This window comes from Kitasatospora sp. NBC_01302, assembly GCF_035976515.1.
In the GTDB taxonomy this organism is placed as follows: domain Bacteria; phylum Actinomycetota; class Actinomycetes; order Streptomycetales; family Streptomycetaceae; genus Kitasatospora.
Window position 1 is genome coordinate 4389866 of record NZ_CP108404.1, and the last position, 22686, is coordinate 4412551.

General features: G+C 72.5%; 17 protein-coding genes. 10 read left to right on the top strand and 7 right to left on the bottom strand.

The genetic code is table 11. The annotated features are described in order from the left end of the window. Nucleotides 1–2 precede the first annotated feature (2 nt). Genes OG294_RS18880 through ssd form a run of 3 tightly spaced genes read right to left on the bottom strand, consistent with a single transcriptional unit; the run spans nucleotide 3 to nucleotide 3621 of the window. Complete coding sequence (locus tag OG294_RS18880; protein ID WP_327067677.1) at nucleotides 3–1172, bottom strand: type II secretion system F family protein; 1170 nt, start codon at nucleotides 1170–1172, stop codon at nucleotides 3–5. Further along, a complete protein-coding gene (locus OG294_RS18885; RefSeq protein WP_327067678.1) occupies nucleotides 1169–2503 on the bottom strand; it encodes a TadA family conjugal transfer-associated ATPase in 1335 nt (444 codons plus the stop codon). The genes OG294_RS18880 and OG294_RS18885 overlap by 4 nt, the downstream gene beginning before the upstream one ends. Continuing rightward, a complete protein-coding gene (gene ssd / locus OG294_RS18890; protein ID WP_327067679.1) occupies nucleotides 2500–3621 on the bottom strand; it encodes a septum site-determining protein Ssd in 1122 nt (373 codons plus the stop codon). Before ssd ends, OG294_RS18885 begins: the two co-directional genes overlap by 4 nt. Before the next feature lie 692 nt (nucleotides 3622–4313). On the opposite strand from ssd, the gene OG294_RS18895 reads away from it, so the two are divergent. Beyond that, on the top strand, nucleotides 4314–5339 hold the full coding sequence (locus OG294_RS18895; protein WP_327067680.1) for an HAD family hydrolase: 1026 nt from the start codon (nucleotides 4314–4316) through the stop codon (nucleotides 5337–5339). Between the two features lie 397 nt (nucleotides 5340–5736). On the opposite strand, the gene OG294_RS18900 is transcribed toward OG294_RS18895, so the two are convergent. Beyond that, nucleotides 5737–6699: an oxidoreductase gene (locus OG294_RS18900; RefSeq protein ID WP_327067681.1), complete on the bottom strand. Its 963-nt coding sequence runs from the start codon at nucleotides 6697–6699 to the stop codon at nucleotides 5737–5739. A 196-nt stretch (nucleotides 6700–6895) separates the two neighbouring features. Between OG294_RS18900 and OG294_RS18905 the strand changes: the two genes are divergently transcribed. Next, complete coding sequence (locus tag OG294_RS18905; RefSeq protein ID WP_327067682.1) at nucleotides 6896–7948, top strand: ATP-binding protein; 1053 nt, start codon at nucleotides 6896–6898, stop codon at nucleotides 7946–7948. A 403-nt stretch (nucleotides 7949–8351) separates the two neighbouring features. Beyond that, a complete protein-coding gene (locus OG294_RS18910; protein ID WP_327067683.1) occupies nucleotides 8352–10670 on the top strand; it encodes a SulP family inorganic anion transporter in 2319 nt (772 codons plus the stop codon). A 150-nt stretch (nucleotides 10671–10820) separates the two neighbouring features. Here OG294_RS18910 and OG294_RS18915 read toward each other — a convergent pair whose 3' ends face one another. After that, nucleotides 10821–11795 carry a chitinase gene (locus OG294_RS18915; RefSeq protein WP_327067684.1) on the bottom strand — a complete coding sequence of 325 codons (975 nt, stop codon included), beginning with the start codon at nucleotides 11793–11795 and terminating at the stop codon, nucleotides 10821–10823. Between the two features lie 261 nt (nucleotides 11796–12056). Further along, nucleotides 12057–12518 carry a hypothetical protein gene (locus OG294_RS18920; RefSeq protein WP_327067685.1) on the bottom strand — a complete coding sequence of 154 codons (462 nt, stop codon included), beginning with the start codon at nucleotides 12516–12518 and terminating at the stop codon, nucleotides 12057–12059. A gap of 511 nt (nucleotides 12519–13029) precedes the next feature. Here OG294_RS18920 and acs point away from each other — a divergent pair. Continuing rightward, nucleotides 13030–14985: an acetate--CoA ligase gene (acs, locus tag OG294_RS18925; protein ID WP_327067686.1), complete on the top strand. Its 1956-nt coding sequence runs from the start codon at nucleotides 13030–13032 to the stop codon at nucleotides 14983–14985. Nucleotides 14986–15099: 114 nt separating this feature from the next. Here acs and OG294_RS18930 read toward each other — a convergent pair whose 3' ends face one another. Continuing rightward, on the bottom strand, nucleotides 15100–16614 hold the full coding sequence (locus OG294_RS18930; protein WP_327067687.1) for a serine hydrolase domain-containing protein: 1515 nt from the start codon (nucleotides 16612–16614) through the stop codon (nucleotides 15100–15102). Between the two features lie 418 nt (nucleotides 16615–17032). Here OG294_RS18930 and OG294_RS18935 point away from each other — a divergent pair, with 418 nt between their 5' ends. The 6 genes from OG294_RS18935 (at nucleotide 17033) to OG294_RS18960 (ending at nucleotide 22684) form a co-directional block, all read left to right on the top strand. Further along, a complete protein-coding gene (locus OG294_RS18935) occupies nucleotides 17033–18343 on the top strand; it encodes a sensor histidine kinase (RefSeq protein WP_327067688.1) in 1311 nt (436 codons plus the stop codon). Nucleotides 18344–18384: 41 nt separating this feature from the next. Then, entirely contained in the window at nucleotides 18385–19029 is a 645-nt protein-coding gene (locus OG294_RS18940) for a response regulator transcription factor (RefSeq protein ID WP_327067689.1), read from the top strand. Between the two features lie 159 nt (nucleotides 19030–19188). Continuing rightward, entirely contained in the window at nucleotides 19189–20550 is a 1362-nt protein-coding gene (gene nhaA, locus OG294_RS18945; protein ID WP_327067690.1) for a Na+/H+ antiporter NhaA, read from the top strand. Nucleotides 20551–20702: 152 nt separating this feature from the next. Next, nucleotides 20703–21170: a phage holin family protein gene (locus OG294_RS18950; RefSeq protein WP_327067691.1), complete on the top strand. Its 468-nt coding sequence runs from the start codon at nucleotides 20703–20705 to the stop codon at nucleotides 21168–21170. 317 nt (nucleotides 21171–21487) lie between these two features. Next, a complete protein-coding gene (locus OG294_RS18955) occupies nucleotides 21488–22372 on the top strand; it encodes an alpha/beta fold hydrolase (protein WP_327071593.1) in 885 nt (294 codons plus the stop codon). Between the two features lie 99 nt (nucleotides 22373–22471). Then, complete coding sequence (locus tag OG294_RS18960) at nucleotides 22472–22684, top strand: hypothetical protein (protein ID WP_327067692.1); 213 nt, start codon at nucleotides 22472–22474, stop codon at nucleotides 22682–22684. The last annotated feature ends 2 nt before the right edge of the window (nucleotides 22685–22686 follow it).

Genomic DNA, 22686 nt, shown 5'->3' on the forward strand with positions numbered 1-22686 from the left:
GTTCACCACGACACCCCCAGCACGCCCTCGCCGACCGGAGGCAGCCCCCGATGCGTCGGCCACCCCGTGCAACCCCGCCGCCGTACCGTCGTGCTCGACCGCCGCCGGGCCGACGGGACCGCCCGGGGCCGCCGCGTGTGCGGGCCCCCAGGCCCGCCGCCACCCGCCCGGCAGGCCCGCCGCGGCGCGGCAGCCGTCCCCGGTCGCTCCGGCCGCGCCCGCTGCCCCGGCGGTCGGGCCACGGCCCCGGCCGGAGCGCCCACGTCGGCCAGCGCCGCGCGCACGATCCGCCCGGTCCACAGCAGCCCGGTGACCTCCAGGAGCAGGCCTGCCAGCAGGCACCCCCACCCCAAGGGGGTGTGCAGCAGGACCGACAGCGGCCGGGCCCCGAGGGCGGCGCCCAACAGGAGCCCGAAGGCCGGGAGAGCCGCGAGCAGGCCGGCGGTGGCCCGCGGCCCGGCCAGCTCGCTCCGGACCTCCTCGTGCAGCGCACCATCGGCCCGCAGCGCCTCGGCCACCTGGTCGAGGGCCGCGGCGAGCCCCGTGCCGCTGTCCGCGGTCACCTGCCAGCAGGCCGCGATCGCGCAGGCCCCGGCACCCCCGGGCAGGGTCCCGAGCCAGCGCAGCGCCGCCGGTACATCCGCGCCGTACCGGCCGGCCGCCAGACGGGCCAGCGCCTCGTCACCCAGCCGGCCGAGGACGCTCCCAGCCGCCCGGCCCGGGGCAGTCACCGTCTCCAGCGCCTGCTCGGGCGTTGCGCCACCGCGCAGTTCGCCCGCCAGCGCGGCGCACAGTTCGATGACGGCGGCTGCCCGCGAGCGCTCCTCCTGGATCGCCCCGTGCCGCTCCCGCCACCGACAGCTGGGAAAGATCAGCAGTACCGCGGCCACCGCTGGAATCGGCGAACGGGCGCCGTAGCCGATGGCCAACCCGACTGGCAGCAGCCAGAGCTCGACCACCAGCCAGCGTGGCCGGGGCCAGCCGCAGCCGTAGAACCAGCGCAGCCGTCGCAGGCCGATCCTGACCAGCACCGCGGGACCGCTCGGCCGCCTCGGCAGCAGGGCCCCGAAGCGCCGCCGCAGCCGCACCCGCCGGTTCAGCCAGGCCCACGCGCCTGTCGCGATCGCGCCGAGCAGCAGGGCCAGCCCGAGATCCACCTGACGCCCGGTCATCGCCGCCCCCGCTCCACGGCGACGCCGCGCTCGGCACAGCGCCGCACCAACCGCTCCCAGCCCGGCCCCCGTGCGATCGAACCGTCCGGGCCGAAGACCACCGCGGGAACGGTGGCGGCGAGACCGGCGCGATCCTCGGCCAGCGTGTGCAGTTCGGCGACCCGTCGCTGCCCGGTCCGCTGATCGCGGACCAGATGGATCACCACGTCCAGGGCGGCGCGGAGCTGGCTGTGCAGGGCGAAGCGGTCCAGGCCCGCCATCGACCCCAGCGCTTCGAGGCGGACCGGCACGTCGGCCGCCGTATTGGCGTGCACGGTGCTGCAACCGCCCTCATGGCCGGTGTTGAGGGCGGCCAGCAGCTCGGTCACCTCCGCGCCACGCACCTCCCCGACCACCAAGCGGTCCGGGCGCATCCGCAGCGCCTGCCGCACCAGATCGCGCAGGGCCAGCTCACCGATCCCCTCCTGGTTGGGTGGCCGCCCCTGCAGCCGGACCACGTGCGGATGAGCCGGCCGCAGCTCCGCGGAGTCCTCGGCGATGACGATCCGCTCTTGGTGCCCGACCAGGCCCAGCAACGCGGCCAGCAAGGATGTCTTGCCGGCGCCCGTCCCGCCGCTGATCATCAGCGAGAGCCGGGCCCGGACGATGCCGGCGAGCAACTCGGCGCCCCCCGGCGGCAGCGCCCCGGCCGCCACCAACTCGTCCAACGTGAAGGGATGCTGGCGAGCGATCCGCAACGAGAGGTGCGTGCAGTCGCTGACGATCGGCGGGAGCAGCGCATGCAGCCTGGTGCCGTCGGGGAGGCGGGCGTCGACCCAGGGCCGGGCGTCGTCGAGCCGGCGGCCGGCCGCGGTGGCGAGCCGATGCGCGAGGTGACGCACCGCCTCGGCATCGGGAAAACCGACGGAGTTCTCCCGGCACAACCCGCCGCCGCGATCCACCCAGACCTCGTCCGGCCCGTTGACCAGCACATCCGTCACGTCCGGCGCGCTCAGCAGGGCGTCCAACGGGCCCGCACCGACCAGCTCCGAGCGGAGCGTGCTGACGGTCTCGAGCAGGTCGTCGCCACCCAGCGGCAGCCGCTCGGAGCGCAATGCGGCAGTGACCTCGGTGGCCGTGGGCACCGCGCCCGCCTCGGCCAGCCTCAGCCGAACGGCATCCAGCAGGGCCGTCGCGCGCCCCGCCGCCGTCACCCCCGACGCCGCCGCGGCGGCCGGAGTGGTGGAGTGCCGTCGCACCGCCGCGGTGGCCGCTCGCGGCCGGTGCGGCCTCGGGCCCCAGTCGGCAGGCCGGCCCAGGTCGTTCCTGGTGTACGTCGTGCGGGTGCTCATGACGCCATTCCTCCTTCGGTGACGGACGTGCTGGGCAGAACCGCGGCCAGGTACGCGGAACAGAACCGGGCGAGCGGGCCACGAGCCCGCGCCCCCGGTGGCCTGCCGCGCTCCGCGTCGACCGTCAGGCCCGCTTCGTGGGTGATTTCGCCGGCCAGCGGCAGGCCCAGGCCACGGGCGATCTCCGTCCCCCGCAGGCCCACCGGCCCCGGCCACCGGATCACGGCCCGCAGGTCGGCCAGGCGCATGCCGACCGCCGCCGCGACCCGGCCCGCCGCCGCCATCGCGCGCAGCTCGGCGGGCACCACCAGCAGACCGGTGTCAGCCTGCTCCAGCGCGTGGGCGGCGGCCGGATCGAGATGTCGTGGCAGATCGAGGACCACCAGCCCGCCGCGGCGCCGAGCCGCGGCGAGCACGCTGTGCATCGCGATCGGCGAGATCTGCAGCGGACTGCCCCGATCCCAGGACAGTGCGCTGATCTGGTGCAACCTCGGCAGCGCGGCGGCGAGTTCGGCGCCGCTGACCCGGCCTCGCGTACCGGCCAGGTCGGGCCAGCGCAGCCCATCGGCGCTCTCCCCGCCGAGCAGGACGTCGAGCCCGCCGCCCATCGGATCCCCGTCGATGAGCATCGTGTGGTGGCCCGCTCCGGCGGCTGTGACGGCCAGTGCGCAGGCGAGCGTGGAGGCCCCGGAGCCGCCCCGACCGCCGAGCACGGCCACGGTCAGCGCCGGACTGGCAGAGCCCTCCACCGCGTCGGCGATCCGGTCCAGCAGCCAGGCCTGCGCGTCCGGCAGGAAGACCACCTGCTCGGCGCCGAGCTGGACGCCCCGGACCCAGATCTCGCAGTCGTCGAGATCAAGGCCGAGGAGCACCACCCCGGGCCGTCGGGGGAGCCCCGCGCACCGCTTGGACTGGTCGTCGCCGACCAGGACCAGCGGCGCGGCCTCCCAGCGCGGGAGCGGTGGTGCCCCGCCCAGCAGCTGGGGCTGGGCACCGGCGGCTGCGCAGAGCCGGAGCAGTTGCTCCGTGAGTGCCTCGTCCTCGGTCAGGATGAGGGGCCCGGCGGCGCCGGGATCGTCGGACGCCGATCCGTACTGGTCGATGGTGAGTGCCGGCATGGCTGCCTCCCCGGAAGGGATGCCCGCTGACGGACCGTCGGCCGCGCCCGTCGGACCGACGCGCGAGGCGTCGGACGGCGGGCTCCGGGAGAGCGGTACGAGGCGAGCGAGGACGATGGGACCTCGACCGTGCGCCGGCGTCCCGATCGGCGGTCTGTGCCTCATCGGTCCGGGCCCACGGCTTCGGCTCGGCCCCAACCGTGCCGCCTCGTTCCAATTGCGTCAGCGACTCATCATTTGCTGTGGATAACCCGGGCCATGTGGATATCCACGCTCGCCCGATTGGCTCCTACTTCACTCGTGCGAGGAGTCCGCAACAGCGAAATTGACGCGCTTCTGAACACGTAAGCAGGTACCACTCGACCAGCTACATAGAGTGACGAAAATAGCTTGGCATGAGCCTGCCGATCAGATCGCCCGAGGGGATGCTCACCCTCGCCCACGTGCCGGGCACCCCCCGCCAGAGGCCCGAAGAATGGCCCTGAACATGCGACGACCCCCGCCGGGGGGGAGAGCGGGGGTCGTCTATCCACAGCCCGACTCGGGGGGGGGAGGAGCCGGACCGGGTTAGCACGGTCGCGAACGATCCGTGACTTCCATGGTGTACCCGACCGGCCAGAAACACAAACCAGCACGCCCCCGGGTCCACCGAATGGCGGCGCCCGTGAGACCGCCATCTATCCTCGGTTCTTGTGGACACCACCGAGAACGCCGACATCGCCAACGGTGCCGAGAACTCCGGGCCGCAGGCCGCGCCGAATCCCGCGCCGAGCGGTAGCCCGATTGTCCCGCAGACACCCGAGCAGCCCCCCGAGGCCGCTCCGGTCATCGCGGCGGACGCCGCCGATCAGCCTGCCGAGGCCGGCGCCGGGCACGCCGGCGCACCCCGGACCGTCGCCGGACCCTCGCCACTCGGCCCGGCCCGCACCGCTGCCTTCTTCGACCTCGACAAGACGATCATCGCCAAGTCGAGCGCGCTGGCCTTCAGCAGGCCCTTCTACCAAGGCGGCCTGATCAACCGTCGAGCCGTTCTCAAGAGCGCCTATGCCCAGTTCGTCTTCCTGGTCGGCGGCGCGGACCACGACCAGATGGAGAAGATGCGGCAGTACCTCTCCGCGCTGACCCGGGGCTGGAACGTCCAGCAGGTCCGCGAGATCGTCGCGGAGACCCTGCACGGCATGATCGACCCGCTCATCTACGAGGAGGCGGCGGCCCTGATCGAGCAACACCACGCCGCCGGGCGGGATGTGGTGATCGTCAGCAGCTCCGGGGCCGAAGTGGTCGAGCCGATCGGCACCCTGCTCGGCGCCGACCACGTGATCGCCACCCGACTGGCGATCGAGGACGGCTGCTACACGGGCGAGATCGAGTACTACGCGTATGCGGAGAACAAGGCCGCCGCGATCCGCGAGTTGGCCGGACGCAAGGGCTACAACCTGGCCGACAGCTACGCCTACAGCGACTCGATCACCGACCTGCCGCTGCTCGAGGCCGTCGGCCGCCCCTCCGCCGTCAACCCGGACCGCGGCCTGCGCAAGGAGGCCGCGGCCCGCGAGTGGCCGATCCTGGTCTTCGACCGCCCCATCGAACTGCACCGCCGGCTGCCCGAGTTCAAGACACCCAGCCGCGGTGTACTGGCCGCCGTCGCGGTCGGTGCCGCCTGCCTGAGCGCCGGCCTGGTCTGGCAACTCGCCAAGCGGCAGCGCCCCGTCGCCTGAGCGGCGGGTGGCCCGGCCACCGACCGGGCGGGCCACCATCGCTCAGCTCGTGCCAAATCGGGCAAAGGTAAAGAATTCGCCCTTCGAGTTCCCTTTGCCCTGATTCCGAGATACAAAGGACTCACGGCCCGCGAGACCCGGAAGGACCCGAAGAGGTCAGACCGACACCGCAGTTCAGGCCCACGGACCGCGTACAGCCTTCGAGCACCCACGTGCAGCCGACCCGCGATCGGGCCGCCGCACCAGGCGAACGGGCAGGATCCCCGCCTGATGGGCAAATCCGGTGCACGCATGGTCACCCGAATCGTTGTACCAGCGGCGACATCAGCAGTCGGGATGTCGCCGCAACTCCGTCCGCCGGCCCCTGCCTGCCGAAGGCGGTGCCGCCGGCCTCCGATCAGACCATCCCGCGCTGCATCGCCTCGCAGACCGCCGTGCTCTCCCGGACACCGAGCCGCAACGCCAGGCCGCAGTGCGCGATCCAGCGCGCCAGCCCCTGCGGCGTACCCGAGACATAGCCGGCCAGCGCCTCGCGGTAGGCGGCCGTGCCCAGCTCGACCAGACCGACCTCAGCCGGGCAGATCGCCTTGGGGTCGAGGCCTTCGGCAATCAGCACGATGCGCTGGGCGGCCCGGGCGACCAGTCCGTTGTAGTTCGCGAACGGCCGCAGCGCGAGCAGTTCGCCGTGCACCACGGCCGCGGTCACCAGCGCGGGAGCGCCACCCTGGACACCCGACGGCCGCGTCGCCAACAGCTGCGCGAGCTGGTCGAGCCTGGCCGCCACCTCGTCCGCCGGCGGCGCGGGCGGCAGGGCCGCCCCGACCCCCCGCTGGCCCTGATCGGCAGACGGCTCGAACTCTCCGAGCAGCGGATCGCTGGGGGCCGCCGCCACGCCCTCCACAGGGCTCAGCTCCGACGGGAACAGCTCCTCGGGCGACTCGCCCGCCCGCCGCGGCCGGCCGGCCGCCGCGGTGGCGGCGCCCGGGCCCGCAGCCGCGCCCGGGTCGCTCGCGGCCAGCAGATGCAGCCGCGCCAGGACCTGCAGCGGCGAGGTCCGCCAGACGCTCAGCAGCTGACCCGCCTCCGCCGAGATCCGCAGCGCACCACCGACCGTGCGCTCCTCGGCGCCCGCACTGAAGTCGCTGCGCCGCCGGACCTCCTCCAGCGGCCAGTCCGCGCCGGACAACGCCGCCGACGCGCGAGCTCCGCGCAGCGCGGCCTCCCCGGTGACCTCGGGCGCACGGCGGCGCATGACGCGGTGGCCGTAGAGCCGGTCGACGGCCTTGCGGACCTCGGCGACGGACTCGGACACCCCGGGAAGCTCGGCCAGCGGGGCCAGCGGATCAGTTCCAGTGCTCACCTACCCGAGAGTAACGACCCAGGCGGTCCGGGCCGCACAGCAACCCCGTCATCACCCGTTCGAGGCAATCCGCACTTCCCTCCGGCGCGGTGGACCAAACCACGATTACTATGACCGCTATCGGAGACGATAACGATTATCAACAAGTCCGCCGGGGCCCACGCGACGGTCGACGGCGCGAGAGCCGGGAGTCCAGATGAAGATCGCCTTCGTCGGCAAGGGCGGCAGCGGCAAGACCACGCTGTCGGCCCTGTTCATCCGTCATCTAGCCGCCGCAGGACGTCCGGTGATCGCGGTGGACGCGGACATCAACCAACACCTCGGCCCCGCACTCGGGCTGACCGACGACCAGGCCGCCGAGCTGCCCGCCCTCGGCGCCCAGCTGCCGGCCATCAAGGAGTACCTGCGCGGCAGCAACCCCCGGATCGGCTCCGCAGCCGAGATGATCAAGACCACGCCGCCCGGCCGGGGCTCCCGACTGCTGCGCATCGTCGAGGAGAATCCGGTGTACGCCGGCTGCGCCCGCCCGGTGGCGCTGGACGAGGGTTCGGTGCGCCTGTTGGTCACCGGCGCCTTCACCGAGGAGGACCTCGGGGTCGCCTGCTACCACTCCAAGGTCGGTGCGGTGGAGCTACTGCTCAACCACCTGCTGGACGGCCCGGACGAGTACCTGGTCACCGACATGACCGCGGGCTCGGACTCCTTCGCCTCGGGACTCTTCACCCGGTTCGACCTCACCTTCCTGGTGGCCGAACCGACCCGCAAGGGAGTCTCGGTCTACCGCCAGTACAAGGAGTACGCGCGGGACTTCGACGTACACCTGCGCGTGGTGGGCAACAAGGTCCAGGGCCCGGACGACCTGGACTTCCTGCGCCGGGAGGTGGGCGAGGACCTGGTGGCGACCTTCGGGCACTCGGAGTGGGTGCGCCGCCTGGAGCAGGGGGCCGAACCCCCGCTCAGCTCCCTGGAGACGGAGAACCGGGCCGTCCTGGAACTGCTGCGCACCGAGGCGGACGGGGCCTTCCCGCTCCGGGACCCGCGGCGGTACACCGCGCAGGCCGTCCGCTTCCACCTGCGCAACGCGGAGAGTTGGGGCAACGCCAAGGCGGGCGTGGACCTGGCGACGCAGGTCGACCCGTCCTTCGTCCTGGGCTCGGCCGCCGCGCCGCACCCCGGGGCCGAAGAACACCTGCCCGACCAGGTGTCGGCCGCGCAGGACGCCGCCGACCCGGCCGGTGCCACCGTCTGACACGGCACCCGGCCACCCCACCCGCCTCGCCCCGGGGCGCCAGACGGCGGGGCCGACGGTACGCACCCGCACCGGGCGCGTAGCGCCGGCCCCGCCGTCCATGCGTCAGCACGAACGCCGCAGGCCACTCGCAGGGGTGAATATCGCCCCGAGGACTCCCGCACACGCTTACGCCATGCAAAGCTTCCATTACTCACCGTTTACCAACTCTTGGTGCGGGAGATGGATGGGTCCGTGCGTCGCCACTCCTGCCGGGGCGACGCACCCGCGCCTGCCGGCGTGTCCCACACACCGTCCAGCCGCCCCAGGCGGCAGGACGGCCGAGCCGATCACCCACACCACCAGAGGACTTGACTGCGACAACGGACCAGACCGCGTCCGTTCCACGGAAGGACGGGAAGCCATGGCCCTCGACACACCCCCTCCCCCGCCGCGCACCGACGACTCCAGCGACAGCCACGCGCCGCCCCTCGGTGCGGCGCCGGGAGCGGCACGCCACCGCCGCCCCGCCGCCCAGGACCTGACCGCCTCCCTGGTGGTCTTCCTGGTGGCGCTGCCGTTCTCCCTGGGCATCGCGCTGGCCGCCGGGGCCCCGCTGACGGCCGGGCTGGTCGCTGCCGCCGCCGGCGGGATCACGGCCGGCCTGCTCGGCGGGACACCGCTCCAGGTGAGCGGCCCCTCGGCCGCGCTCACCGTGATCACCGCCGGGCTGATCACGCGGTACGGCTGGCAGGCCACCTGTGCGATCACCCTCGCGGCAGGGCTGCTCCAACTGCTGCTCGGCACGGTGCGGGTGGCCCGGGCGGCCTTGGCGCTGTCCCCGGCCGTGGTCCACGGGATGCTGGCCGGTGTCGGGATCACCATCGCGATCGCCCAGTTCCACGTGGTGCTGGGCGGTACGCCCCAGGGCTCCACGGTGGCCAACCTGGCGGCGCTGCCCGCCCAGCTGTCGGGTCCGCATCCGCCGGCGCTGATGGTGGGCCTGCTGGCCATCACCATCCTCTGCGGGTGGCCGAGGCTCCACCTGCTGCCCGGGCAGGCCGGTCGGCTGGGCGGCCTGCTCGAGCGCGTCCCCGCCGCGCTGGTCGCGGTGGCAGCCGGTACGGCGCTGGCCATGTTCTTCGACTTCCGGCTCGCGCGGGTCGAGCTCGCCTGGGGCCGGCACGACCTCGCCGCCCTCCCCCACGGAGCACCGCTCGCGCTGCTCGGTGCGGTCCTGACGGTCACCGCGGTGGCCAGCGTCGAGTCCCTGCTCAGCGCGGTCTCGGTCGACCGTCAGAGCGGCACGCCCGGCAACCTCGACCGTGAGCTGCGCGGCCAGGGCGCCGCCAACCTGGTCAGCGGCCTCCTGGGCGGTCTCCCGGTCGCCGGCGGGGAGATCCGCGGCTCGGCCAACGTCCGTGCCGGAGCCCGGAGTCGATGGTCGACCGTGCTGCACGGCTGCTGGCTGCTGGTGGCCGCCGTCGCGCTGACCGGCGGCCTGCGCTGGATCCCGCTCGCCGCACTGGCCGCCCTGGTCATGGTGGTCGGCATGCAGATGGTCGGCTTCGCACACATCCGCAGGGTCTACCGGCACCGCGAGTTCGCGGTCTACCTCGCCACTGTCCTCGGGGTGGTCCTGCTCGGAGTCCCGCTGGGGGTCGCCACCGGCGCGGCGGCGACCGCGCTGCTCGCCCTCTGCCGCTTGGCCTGTGCCCACCTCGAGGTGAGCGTCCAGCCGGACGGCTCCTACGAGGTGCGCACGCACGGCCCGTTGACCTTTCTCTCCGTGCCGAGGCTGACCAGGGCGCTGGCCGCGCCACCGGCCGGGGCGCGGGTGACGATCCTGCACGACGGCGCCTTCCTGGACCACGCCGCCTACGAGGCACTGCAGTCCTGGCGCGCCGACCACCTGGCGCGCGGCGGCCAGGTCACGATGCTGACCGTCCGCCAGGAGGGCGAGGTGCTGGACCCGGACGGGACGGTGCGCTCGGCCGGCAACCCCGGTCCGCACCGTTGCCGCGCCTGGACGCCCTGGGTCGGCCACCGCTGCATCGACCAGGAGGACGATCCGCACCGTCGCCTGCTCAGTGGCGTGCGCGGATTCCAGTCACACACCGCACCTCTGGTCCGCCCCGAGCTGGCCAGGCTCGCGCGCGAGGGTCAGACGCCCTCGCAGCTCTTCCTGACCTGCGCTGACTCCCGGCTGGTCACCAGCATGATCACCAGCAGCGGCCCAGGCGACCTGTTCACCGTCCGGAACATCGGCAACCTGGTCCCCGTCCCCCACGAACCGGGCGCCGCCGACGACTCCGTGGCCGCCGCCGTGCAGTACGCGGTGGAGGTGCTGGAGGTGCGCAGCATCACGATCTGCGGTCACTCCGGGTGCGGCGCCATGAAGGCCCTGCTGAACGGTGTGCACGAGCAGCCCGGCCGCCCCACCCCGCTGGCCCGGTGGCTGCGCAACGGCCGCGGCTCACTGGCCCGGCTGGCCCGGATCCCGGCAGAGTTCGCCGACCGCCAGGTCAGCGATGAGGTCGAGCAGTTGGGCATCACCAATGTGGTGCAGCAACTCGACCAGCTGATGGCCAATCCCGCGGTCGAACGGCGCGTCCTGGACGGTGATCTGCAACTGGTCGGCATGTACTTCGACTTCGCCACCGCCCAGACCTACGTGCTCGACCGGGAGAGCGGACGCTTCAGCGCAGTGGCCGGCTCCCGCGAGATCGCCAGCGCCGCCTGACCGGCGCCCCACCCGAACCAGCGCCGCCCGACCGGCGCCGCCCGAACCCGGCGCTTGCCGAACCGGCGGCGCCCGAACCGACATCCGCCCGCATCAGCGCCGCGACGCTGCCCGAGCGCAGGGCCCAAGGGCAGCGTCCCAGCGCCGTCATCAATGCGTGATCTTGTTGAAGATCTTGGAGTAGGCGTACCCCACGCCCTTGTCGTAGCCGTCGACCTCCCAGAAGGACAGCTCCTGGACGCCCTTCGCCGCGGCGAAGCTCTCCAGAGTGGTCGCGTTGGCCTGGGTGAAGTTCTCGTTGTCGTCGTTGCGCCCGGCTATCGGGGTCAGGCCCAGACGTCCGAAGGCCTGGGCCGTGCTGCCGCCGTAGACCCCGGCAAGCTGCCCCGCGGTGGCGTTGGCGGCGGATTCGGCGTCCTTCAGTGCGTTCTGGCCGTCACCGAAGTCCATGGTCATGATGTTGACCAGGTTCACCTGGACCCCCTTGCTCTTGGCGTCCTTGAGCAGGCTGAGGGCGTTCGACTCCAGGCCGGTCGGGTCGACCGGGACGGTGTAGTCGATCTGCACCGACGGGTCGCTCTTCTGCAGCGCGGCCAGCGCCTGGTCCCGGCGGGAGTTGGCCGCGCTGTCGTCCAGCACGCTGCCCTCGATGTCGAAGTCGAGCCTGGTGACTCCGTAGGTCTTGACGACATTGGCGTAGGCGGCGGTCAGCGCGGAGACCGAGGTGCAGGTCTGGGCCAGTTCGCCGCCGGCCTCACCGCCGAAAGAGATGATCACGTTGCCACCCGCCGACTTGACCGCGTTGACCTGCGCGGTGAACGCCCCGAGCGAGTCGTTGCCGTCCTCCCACATCGGTGTGCACCCGGACTTGGGCGTGAGGAAGGCCAGCGTGTAGTAGCGCACGCCACTGGCCTTCCGGTCGGCGGTGAGGTCGGCCGCGTCCGAGCCGCTGATCTGCAGGTAGGGCGCCGCGTAGTGGGCCGGGAAGGCACTCGCCGCCGAGGGCGCATCCGCCGACGGGGCTGCCGCCGGCGCGGTGGCTGCACGAGCGGGCGCGGTGGCCAGCGCGAGGCTGATCGGCAGCACCGAGGCGGCGAGGACGGCAGGCCAGAACTTTTTGTTCATGACAACCTTCATGGCAACCTTTCAGGAGGCATGCCCGTCCTGTGCACGGCGGGTTTCGAAGGGCGCACGTCGGACAGGAGGCGGGTCGCACGTGTGGGGGCGGCGACGGTTAGTAAAGTTCCCTAACCTTGGTCCTGCGATGGTGGCGTTGCCCTCGGAACATGTCAAGGGAGCACGCGACTCCCGCGCCACACCAGCATGCGGCGGTGCACGGGAGAAGCGCGCGAAAGCAGCTCTCGGTCCAGTGGCTCTGACGGCTCCTCAGCCGATGCGCCGGTCGAGGTCGGCCGGCGTCACATACCCCGGCCAGCGACCGTCGCTGAAGAGGTGGACCCCCGCGTCCTGGTAGCACTGATCGACCAGCTGCGAGCAGATCATGTGCCGGGTGCTGGCCACGTACCCCTTGAGCAGCGGACTGCCGGGCAGATGGAACCGGCGGGCGGCCAGCGCCGCATAGTCGAGGAAGCTGTACGGCACCCGGAGGTAGCGGTGCGCCGCGGCTATGACCGCCTCTCGCTGTTCGTCCGTCAGCTCTATCCGGCCGCTGGACCAGCGGATCCGCGTCGCGCCGTACTCGGCGAGCGGGGCCCGGCGGGCCCCACCGGGTTCGGCCTCGACCAAGGTGTCGTCGTCGATCATTAGGAATGCGTGCTCGTAGTTGGCGAAGCCGTCACCGTTGAGCCATTGGCCCAGTCTGATCAGTCGTCCGATATCACCGGACATCTGGACGACTGCGAAGTCACCCGGTCTCGGCAGCGGGGCAGGGTCGGCAGGAGATTCCACCATGGTTCAACTCCCCGAGAGTTCCGCACCGCCCCGCGCACCCGTGGGCCGGGCGACCCCGGGGGCCTCAGGCCTCCGGCACCCGGCGGAGGCCGCCTGAGCTGGTACTTCCAGTGGAGTACCGGCGGTGACGAGCGTCAAGACTCGGCGCACAAGAATCAGCTGATGCCCCGTGGGCCGGCGACGCGCCCGCTCGGCCGTCGGACGTCACCGGGGGCATAATTCCCACCTGACGGCATCCGCAGCCCGCCGATCTGCCTCGACGATCACCAATCAGTCAAAGGTCTACACCAATTTCCCGGGCCCCCTTGTCAACCGACCTCTTCGCCTGGTGAGCTGTGCGCTGGGACACACGGGACAATCCCTTGGCAGGGACATCCCGCAGCACAGTGCTTTCCGCGGGGGCCCGCGAAAGAAAGCACGATGAACAGACTCGAATGAGGAGTGCGCGTTGAGCAACGAGAGCCTGGCCAACCTGCTCAAGGAGGAGCGGCGCTTCGCCCCGCCCGCCGATCTCGCCGCGACCGCCAACGTCACCGCGGCCGCGTACACGCAGGCCTCCGAGGACCGCCTGGGCTTCTGGGCCGAGCAGGCCCGCCGCCTCAGCTGGGCCACCGAACCCACCGAGACCCTGGACTGGTCGAACCCGCCGTTCGCCAAGTGGTTCGCCGACGGCAAGCTCAACGTGGCGTACAACTGCGTCGACCGCCACGTCGAAGCCGGCAACGGCGACCGCATCGCCATCCACTTCGAGGGCGAGCCCGGCGACAGCCGCTCCATCACCTACGCCCAGCTCAAGGACGAGGTCTCCCAGGCCGCCAACGCCCTGCTCGAACTCGGCGTCGCCAAGGGCGACCGCGTCGCGATCTACCTCCCCATGATCGCCGAAGCAGTCGTCGCGATGCTCGCCTGCGCCCGGATCGGTGCCGCGCACTCCGTCGTCTTCGGCGGCTTCTCCGCCGACGCCGTCGCCTCCCGCATCCAGGACGCCGACGCCAAGCTCGTCATCACCGCCGACGGCGGCTACCGCCGCGGCAAGCCCACCGCGCTCAAGCCCGCCATCGACGAGGCCCTGGCCAAGTGCCCCCAGGTCGAACACGTCCTGGTCGTGCGCCGCACCGGCCAGGAGACCTCCTTCACCGAGGGCCGCGACGTCTGGTGGCACGAGCTCACCCAGCGTCAGTCCACCGAGCACACCCCCGAGGCGCACGACGCCGAGCAGCCCCTCTTCATCCTCTACACCTCCGGCACCACCGGGAAGCCCAAGGGCATCCTGCACACCTCCGGCGGCTACCTCACCCAGGCCAGCTACACCCACCACGCCGTCTTCGACCTCAAGCCGGAGACCGACGTCTACTGGTGCACCGCCGACATCGGCTGGGTCACCGGGCACTCGTACATCGTCTACGGCCCCCTCTCCAACGGCGCCACCCAGGTGATCTACGAAGGCACCCCCGACACCCCGCACCAGGGCCGCTTCTGGGAGATCATCCAGAAGTACGGCGTCACCATCCTCTACACCGCTCCCACCGCGATCCGCACCTTCATGAAGTGGGGCGACGACATCCCCGCCCGCTTCGACCTCTCCTCGCTGCGGATCCTCGGGTCGGTCGGCGAACCGATCAACCCCGAGGCGTGGATCTGGTACCGCGAGCACATCGGCGCCGGCAAGACCCCGATCGTCGACACCTGGTGGCAGACCGAGACCGGCGCGATGATGATCAGCCCGCTGCCCGGCGTCACCGAGACCAAGCCCGGCTCCGCCCAGCGCGCGCTGCCCGGCATCGCGGCCACCGTCGTCGACGACGAAGCCCGCGAGGTGCCCAACGGCTCCGGCGGCTACCTCGTCCTCACCGAGCCGTGGCCCTCCATGCTGCGCACCATCTGGGGCGACGACCAGCGCTACATCGACACCTACTGGTCCCGCTTCGAGGGCCGCTACTTCGCCGGCGACGGCGCGAAGAAGGACGAGGACGGCGACATCTGGCTGCTCGGCCGGGTGGATGACGTCATGCTCGTCTCCGGCCACAACATCTCCACCACCGAGGTCGAATCCGCCCTCGTCGGCCACCCCGCCGTCGCCGAGTCCGCCGTCGTCGGCGCCACCGACGCCACCACCGGCCAGGCCATCGTCGCCTTCGTCATCCTGCGCGGCACCGCCACCGACAGCGACGAGCTCATCGCCGACCTGCGCAACCACGTCGGCAAGACCCTCGGCCCGATCGCCAAGCCCAAGCAGATCAAGGTCGTCAGCGAACTCCCCAAGACCCGCTCCGGCAAGATCATGCGCCGCCTGCTGCGCGACATCGCCGAGGGCCGCGAAGTCGGCGACACCACCACCCTCGCCGACTCCTCCGTGATGAACCTCATCCAGTCCCAGCTGCCGACCGGCTCCGACCACAGCTGACCCCGCAACACCCGGCAAGAACGCCCGAGGGCCTCCCCCTTCTGCAGAAGGGGGAGGCCCTCGGGCGTTCACCGGGAGTCCACGGCGGACCGGCCGGCTTCCGGCGGCGCTGCGTCAGCGGCGCTGCTGCTCCACGGACAGGCCGTGCAGCGTCTCGTAGGCGGTCTGCAGGAACCTGCGCCGACGCGGTGGAGGCGAACTGACCAGGGCGACCAGGCCGGTGCCGGCCTGCGGGTTGAAGCCGGCGAAGGCCACGAAGCCGCGCGTGACGCCCTCGTGGAAGACCAGCTCCTCGCCGCCGCGCCCCCGCCTGCCCCGGGCCGGACCCGGGTCGCCCGCACCGGTGGCCGGTTCGAGCAGGCGCTGCTTCCAGCCCAGGCAGACCCGGGTGCCGGCCAGCCGCCGGGCCGCCCGGGGCCGGCGCACCTCACCCAGCGCGCACCGCAGCGCGAAGTCCGCCCGCGGCCTCGGCGGCTCCGCAGGCCTCGGCGGCCCGACCGCCGGGCCACCGACCGCCGGACCACCGACCGCGGGGCCGCCGACCGCCGGGCCGACCTCGTCCGGCCGTCCCACCGGGGCGGCAACCGGCCCGGCAAACGGCCCGATCTCCGTACTGACCAGCGGACCGATCAGCGGCACGCCGCCGCTCGCGGCGGCCTGCGGACCACTGTCGAGCATCAGCAGCGCGTGGATGTAGCGGAGCATGTCGTCCGCGCTGGAGCGCAGCCCCGCGGCACCGGGCAACGCCGGGATCCGGAAGGACGGGACCCGCCGCCCCCGGCGGTAGCCGCTGCCGACCTCACCGCCCGGTGCGCAGGAGGTGTCCAGCAGGCCGAGCGGGCCGCAGATCCGGCTCGCCAGCAGATCCTCGTACCGGGCGCCGGCGGCGTTCTCCAGCAGCAGCCCGAGCAGGCCGCAGCCGAGGCTGGAGTAGCGCACCTGGGTCCCGGGCGTCCCGCGGACGGGCGTGCGCGCCAGCGAGTGCAGCAGGTGGGCGACGCCGAAGGTCGCGCACGGACGGGTGAACCAGTGCGGTGTGGCACTCGGCAGCAGCCCGACGGGCAGCCGCGGCAGCCCCGAGGTGTGGGTGGCCAGGTGGAGCAGGGTGATCGGCCGCTCCATCGGATACCCGGGGGCGGACCCGGTCGGCAGGTACCGGTCTATCGGATCGTCGTACCGGACCTCGCCTCGTGCCACCATGTCGGCGAGCAGCAGCGCGGTGAAGGTCTTGGTGATCGAGCCGATCTCGAACCTGCTGTCGGCCCGCACCGGGCGCTTGGCGGCCGGGTCGGTGTAACCACGACAGGCCACGGTGCGCTGGTCGCCCTGGATCACCGCGACGGCGACCCCGCTGTGCGGCGGCAGGCCCTGGAAGAGCGGACGCAGCTGGCGTTCGAGCCGCAGGGCCTCGTCGCCGGCGAGTTCCGGTCCGGCCGGTGTGCGGGCCCCGGCGAGGCGGATGCCCAGCGGCGCAGGGCCGCCGTAGCGGTTCGCGGTCGCCCGACGCACCGGAACGGCGAGCGGTCCGGCCAGCGCTGCGGCGTGCGGTCCGGCGTACGGGACGGCCGGCCGGCCGGTGGGGGGCGGCGGGACCGAGCGGACGGGCGGGGCGACGGGCCTCGGCGGCACCGAGGAGGCCCCCGAGGGTGGAACCGAGGAGGTACTTGAGGAGCTACTTGAGGAGCTACCCGAGGACGGCACGGGCGAGCGCCCGGTGTGCTCCCCCCGATGAGGTCCCGCAGATAACAGCGGCGGCGCGCTCTGCGTGCCCTCACCACCTCCCGCTGCTGGATTAGGCACGGCGGCCCGGCCTGACGGGACCGCCGCGGTGGGCCCGGCCTGATCAGCCGGTTCCTGAACTGACATGGGGGTGCCTCCGAGTGGAGTCGAGATCGGCCACCCAGCGGGCGGCGCGTTGACTTGACGATAAGTTCGGCCACGTCCTGCCGCATTCGCTCGATGCCGCCGGAACGGCGGAAGTCGACGCCGGGGCCCGGCATCGCCGCCGGGGGTGACCGCCGAGATCACCATGGGCCAGACTGACCGGGTGACACTGGGGGCTCTCATCCGCGAACAGCTGACCGCGCGTTCCTGGCGGGAGCGGTGCTACTCGCTCCTCAGCCTGCCGCTGGCCGCCCTCGGGCTGGCCGCGGTGCTGGTCACCGCCATCGTCGGCATCCTCTCCGCCGGGCTCCTCTTCCTCCCCGTCCTGGCCCTGACCCTGCGTGCGGACCGCGCCCTGGGCGCCCTCCACCGCCTGCTGGCCCGCGCCCTGCTGCGCCTGGAGATCGCGGCACCGCCCCTGCCGCCCCGCGCTCCGGGGCTCTCCGGCCTGCTGGGGCAGCAGCTGGGCGATCCGGCCGCCTGGCGGGTCTGTCTCTACCTGCTGATCCGCCTCCCGCTCGGCGTCGCGCAGTTCACCCTGGGCTTCCTCTGGTGGGCCTACGGCCTCCTCTTCCTCTGCTACCCCGTGCTCTGGAAGGTGGAGCCGCTGCACCGGACCGACGCGGCGGGCGTCAGGCACAGCTACGGCGCGGAGTTCGCCGGCTGGTACGCCGACACCTGGCCGCGCGCGCTGCTGGTCATGGCGTTCGGCGCCCTGGTGCTGACCGCCTCCCCCTGGCCCGGCCGCCTGCCGCTGCTCGTCGACCGCTGGCTGATGCCGCGCCTGCTCGGCCCGAGTGCCGCCGCCCTGCGCCTGGCCCAGCTCACCGAGACCAGGGCGCACGCGATCATCGAGGCAGCCACCACGCTGCGCCGGATCGAGCGCGACCTGCACGACGGCGCCCAGGCCCGGCTGGTGGCTCTCGGCATGCGGCTCGGCCGGGCGGAGCGCCAACTCGCCCTGGGGAACACCGAGCAGACGCAGGCCCTGCTCCGGCAGTCGCGGCAGGAGGCCAAGGAGATCATCGCCGAGTTGCGCGAACTGGTCAGCGGGATCCATCCACCCGCGCTGGACGCCGGGCTCGGTCCGGCGCTGAGCACGCTCGCCGCCCGGTCGGCCATCCCCGCCCAGGTCCACCTGGACCTGCCCCGGCGGCCGTCGGCCGCCGTCGAGACGATGCTGTACTTCGCCGCGGCCGAGCTGCTGGCCAACGCGGGCAAGCACAGCGGGGCCACCTCGGTGACGGTGTCGGTCGGTTCGGCCGATGGCGGGCTGCGGCTGCGGGTGACCGACAACGGCAGGGGCGGTGTCCGGCTGGACGGGACGGGCAGCGGACTGCGCGGGCTGGCCGAGCGGGTCAGGACGGCCGACGGGGTGCTGACCAGCAGCAGCCCGGCCGGCGGGCCCACCGTGATCTCGATCCAGCTGCCGGGAACGCCGGCCGCGGATCCCGCACGCTCTGGGACGATCTGACTGATCAACATATCGGTTCGGGCGCAGAGAGCAGGCTGACGATGCGGGTGGTAGTGGCCGAGGACACCGCGATCCTTCGCGCCGGACTGGTCCAACTCCTGGAAGAGGAAGGGCACACGGTCGCGGCGGCGGTTCCGGACGCCGAGCAGCTGCGGGCCGCGGTGCTCGACCACCGGCCGGATCTGGTGATCTCCGACATCCGGATGCCGCCGACCCACACCGACGAGGGCCTGCGCGCCGTCGTCGAACTCCGGGCGGCCGACCCCACCCTGGCGGTGCTGATCTTCTCCCAGTACGTGGAGACGCAGTACGCCACCCGGCTGCTGGCCGGCGGATCGGCGGGCATCGGGTACCTGCTGAAGGAACGGGTGCTCGACGCACAGGACTTCGTCGATGCGCTGGAGCGGGTGGCCGCGGGCGGCACCGCCCTCGACCCCGAAGTGGTCAACCAGCTGATGGGAGCCGGTCCCCGTCGCCGCACCGTCGACGAACTCAGTCCGCGCGAGCGGGAGGTGCTCGCACTGATGGCGCAGGGGCGGTCGAACGCGGCGATCGCGGCGGCACTGGTGGTGACCGAGCGAGCGGTGGAGAAGCACGTCGCCAACATCTTCCAGAAGCTCGAACTCCCGGTCTCGGCGGCCGACCACCGGCGGGTGCTCGCGGTGCTGCGGCACCTCGGAGCCTGACAGCGGATCACCGGATCTGGCCATAAAATGCGACAAAACGGATATCGGCTTGGCGCCCAGTAGACTGTGGATGGCGCATCAAGATCGCATCAAGATGCGCGAGAGCACTCCAAGGCGCGCCGGGAAGTCTGGTCGGCACCACACCACCGGTGTATCCGCATGCCCGTCCGCGCCCAGGAGGTCGTCCCCGTGGCCAGCCCGCCGCCGTCCCAGCGCCGCCAGTTCCTCGGCCTGCTCCCGCTGCCCGAGCGCCGCTACCTGACCGAGGCGCTGCGGACCGAGACCGTCGGCGGCGTCCTGCTCCTGATCGCCGCGATCGTGGCACTCGTCTGGGCCAACGTCTGGCCGCACGCGTACGAGAGCGTGCTGCACCACACCGTCGGCCCCTCGACCCCGCTACATCTCGATCTCTCGCTGGAGAGCTGGGCCAAGGACGGCCTGCTCACCATCTTCTTCTTCGTCGCCGGGATCGAGCTCAAGCGCGAGTTCGTCGCGGGCGAGCTGCGCACCCCGAGTGCCGCGGCACTGCCGGTGGTGGCCGCGGTCTGCGGGGTGGCGCTGCCCGCGATCGTCTTCGCCCTGGCCAACAGCGGCGGTGGCGGCCACCCGGCCGGCTGGGCGATCCCGACCGCCACCGACATCGCCTTCGCCCTGGGCGTGCTCGCGGTGGTCAGCAGCCACCTGCCCTCCGCGCTACGGGCCTTCCTGCTGACCCTGGCCGTGGTGGACGACCTGATCGCGATCCTGATCATCGCGATCTTCTACAGCTCCGGCATCAAGTTCTGGGCGCTCGGCCTGGCCCTGGCCGGTCTGGTGCTCTTCTGGTTCCTGCACCGGCGCAACGTCCACGGCTGGTACCTGTTCGTCCCGCTCGCCTTCGTCATCTGGGCCCTGATGCACGAGAGCGGGGTGCACGCGACGGTGGCCGGCGTGGCGATGGGCCTGATCCTGCGCTGCCACCGGGAGGGCGACGAGCAGGAGTCCCCCGGCGAGCACATCGAGCACCTGGTCCGGCCGCTCTCGGCGGGCCTGGCCGTCCCGGTCTTCGCGCTCTTCGCCGCCGGTGTGACGATCTCGGGCGGCGCGATCCGGGACGTCTTCACCCAGGCGATGCCGCTGGGAATCGTGCTCGGACTGCTGGTCGGCAAGACGATCGGCATCTTCGGCGGCACCTGGCTGGCCGCCAGGTTCACCCGGGCCGAGCTGAATCCCCAGCTCAGCTGGGCCGACCTGTTCGCGGTCTCGACCCTGGCGGGCATCGGCTTCACCGTCTCACTGCTGATCAGCGAGCTGGCGTTCCCGCACGATCCGGCACTGGCCGACCGCGCGAAGGCCGCGGTGCTGCTCGGTTCGCTGCTCTGCGCGGTGGTGGCCACCGTCCTGCTCAAGCTGCGCAACCGGCATTACCGCCGGCTGTGCGAGGAGGAGGACCTGGACAGCGACGGCGACGGGATCCCGGACGTCTACCAGCGCGAGGACCCCACCTGGCCGGGTCACCGGTCGGCCGAGGGCCGAGCATGATGGGATGGCACCGTGCGCACGGCGGAGTCCGGCCGCCCGGGACTGCGGGCGGGTGACACACCGTCCGGCACGGATGGCCCGAAGTGGTGCCTGACCGGCCGGTAGGGGCATGATTCTGAGCTGTCCGGAGTCTCAGCAGAGGAGAAGACCAGATGTCCGCAGGAACCGCAGGTCCGTCCGGCAGCTCCCGGCCGCCCTACGAGGGCGAGCGCTCCGTCGGGCAGCTGTTCGCCGCGGCCACGGCCGACCTGTCGTCCCTGGTCCATGACGAGATCGCGCTCGCCAAGGCCGAGATCCGGGCGGACGTCAAGCGCGGTGTGGCGGGCAGCGTCTCGGTCATCGTGGCGGGCGTGGTCGCGCTGGCCTCGATCCCGATGTTCAGCTTCGCCGCGGCCTACCTGCTGCGGTACTGGGGGGTGCCGCTGGGCGGCGCGTTCGCGGTGGTCGGATTCGCGTACGTGCTGGTGGCGGCGATCCTCGGCCTGCTGGCCTGGCGGTCGTTCAAGAAGATCGAGCCGCCGCGGCGCACCATCGAGGGCGCGCAGGCGACCGCCGACGTGCTGAAGAACGCCCGCCCGCGCCCCGCCACCCCCGAGGAGCGGGCCGCTCTGGAGCGCTGAGTCCGGGCACGGCAGTTCCAGGGCTTGTCAGACAAGCCCTAGCCCATCCGAGTGCCGGGGCCGTGTTCCCGGCCGGGATGTGAAACGCTCTCGGTATGCCGCTCGACCAGACGCCCGTTCCGCCCGTCCCCACCGGACCGCACGCGGGTTCGACACCCGAGGAGCCCGAGGGGCCCACCGAGCCGGCGGGCTCCGAGCAGTCGGCGCCCTCCGGTGCCGCCGCGGCGGTGCTGCCTGAGACCGCGTCAGGCGCGGGCGGGCACCCGCTGATCGGCGCCTCGCCCGTGGGCGGGCGGGTGGCGGGCTGGAACGTCCGCATGGCCGGGCCGTGGACGCACCGGGATCTGGCCGCGAACGGTGCCCGGTTCCACATCACCGAGCAGGGCGAGGGCCCGCTGGTCCTGCTGGTGCACGGCTGGCCGCAGTACTGGTGGACCTGGCGGCACCAGATGGCCGCGCTCGCCGGGGCCGGCTTCCGGGCGGTCGCCCTGGACCTGCGCGGCATGGGCGGCAGCGACCGGACCCCGCGCGGCTACGACCCCACCAACCTCGCGCTCGACATCACCGGCGTGATCCGCTCGCTGGGCGAGCACAGCGCCCACCTGGTCGGCCACGACACCGGGGGCTCGCTCTCCTGGGTCGCCGCCGTGATGCGGCCCTCGGTGATCCAGAGCCTGACCGTGATCTCCGCCGCCCACCCCCGGCACCTGCGCCGGGCGCTGCTCAAGGACCGTCACCAGATGGCGGCCTACGACCACGTGCTGGGGTTCCAGCGGCCCTGGATACCCGAACGCCGGCTGGTGGCCGACGACGCGGCGCAGATCGGCGAGTTCCTGGCCGCCTGGACCGGGCCGAACCAGCTGGACGCCGAGGCGGTCGAGAACTACCGCAAGGCCATCCAGATCCCCAGCACCGCGCACTGCTCGATCGAACCGTACCGGTGGCTGGTCCGTTCGATGGCCCGGCCGGACGGCATCCAGTTCGCCCGGCGCATGAAGAAGCCGGTGACCGCGCCGACCCTGCACATCCAGGGCGCGGCCGATCCGGTGCTGCTCGCCCGCACCGCGCTCGGCGCCGGCGAGTACGTCTCGGCGCCCTACCGCTGGCGGCTGCTGCCGGGAGTGGGCCACTTCCCGCACGAGGAGGTGCCGCAGGAGGTCAGTGCCGAGCTCCTCGGCTGGGTCAGCGCGCACAAGCGCTGACGATCTCCGATGTGACCAAATGTTCCTATGACACGGGCATAGGCCAGTTCGTCCAAAGGAAGGTGGTTACCTCCACGGACGTCCGGGCATCCATCCTGCATGACCTGGATGCCCGATCGCGCCGCCGCACCTCGCGGACGACGTGTCAACCGCAGCGCGCAGAACCCCTCGTACGCGAACGCCGCCCCGCACCAGAACGACTGGGCGCACGGGTCGGAGCACCCGGACACCGAGCCACACCCGCTGGGCATTCCACGCATCCTCGGCCGGCGCGCGCGCTGGGTCGGCGCCCGCCTGCGTCGCGAGGCCTGAGC

Bases quoted from the DNA above. Each gene is read 5' to 3' on its own strand.
- OG294_RS18880 (WP_327067677.1), bottom strand. From the start codon at position 1,172: ATGACCGGGCGTCAGGTGGATCTCGGGCTGGCCCTGCTGCTCGGCGCG.
- OG294_RS18885 (WP_327067678.1), bottom strand. From the start codon at position 2,503: ATGAGCACCCGCACGACGTACACCAGGAACGACCTGGGCCGGCCTGCC.
- ssd (WP_327067679.1), bottom strand. From the start codon at position 3,621: ATGCCGGCACTCACCATCGACCAGTACGGATCGGCGTCCGACGATCCC.
- OG294_RS18905 (WP_327067682.1), top strand. From the start codon at position 6,896: ATGAAGATCGCCTTCGTCGGCAAGGGCGGCAGCGGCAAGACCACGCTG.
- OG294_RS18910 (WP_327067683.1), top strand. From the start codon at position 8,352: ATGGCCCTCGACACACCCCCTCCCCCGCCGCGCACCGACGACTCCAGC.
- OG294_RS18915 (WP_327067684.1), bottom strand. From the start codon at position 11,795: ATGAACAAAAAGTTCTGGCCTGCCGTCCTCGCCGCCTCGGTGCTGCCG.
- OG294_RS18920 (WP_327067685.1), bottom strand. From the start codon at position 12,518: ATGTCCGGTGATATCGGACGACTGATCAGACTGGGCCAATGGCTCAAC.
- OG294_RS18940 (WP_327067689.1), top strand. From the start codon at position 18,385: ATGCGGGTGGTAGTGGCCGAGGACACCGCGATCCTTCGCGCCGGACTG.
- nhaA (WP_327067690.1), top strand. From the start codon at position 19,189: ATGCCCGTCCGCGCCCAGGAGGTCGTCCCCGTGGCCAGCCCGCCGCCG.
- OG294_RS18950 (WP_327067691.1), top strand. From the start codon at position 20,703: ATGTCCGCAGGAACCGCAGGTCCGTCCGGCAGCTCCCGGCCGCCCTAC.
- OG294_RS18955 (WP_327071593.1), top strand. From the start codon at position 21,488: ATGGCCGGGCCGTGGACGCACCGGGATCTGGCCGCGAACGGTGCCCGG.
- OG294_RS18960 (WP_327067692.1), top strand. From the start codon at position 22,472: ATGACCTGGATGCCCGATCGCGCCGCCGCACCTCGCGGACGACGTGTC.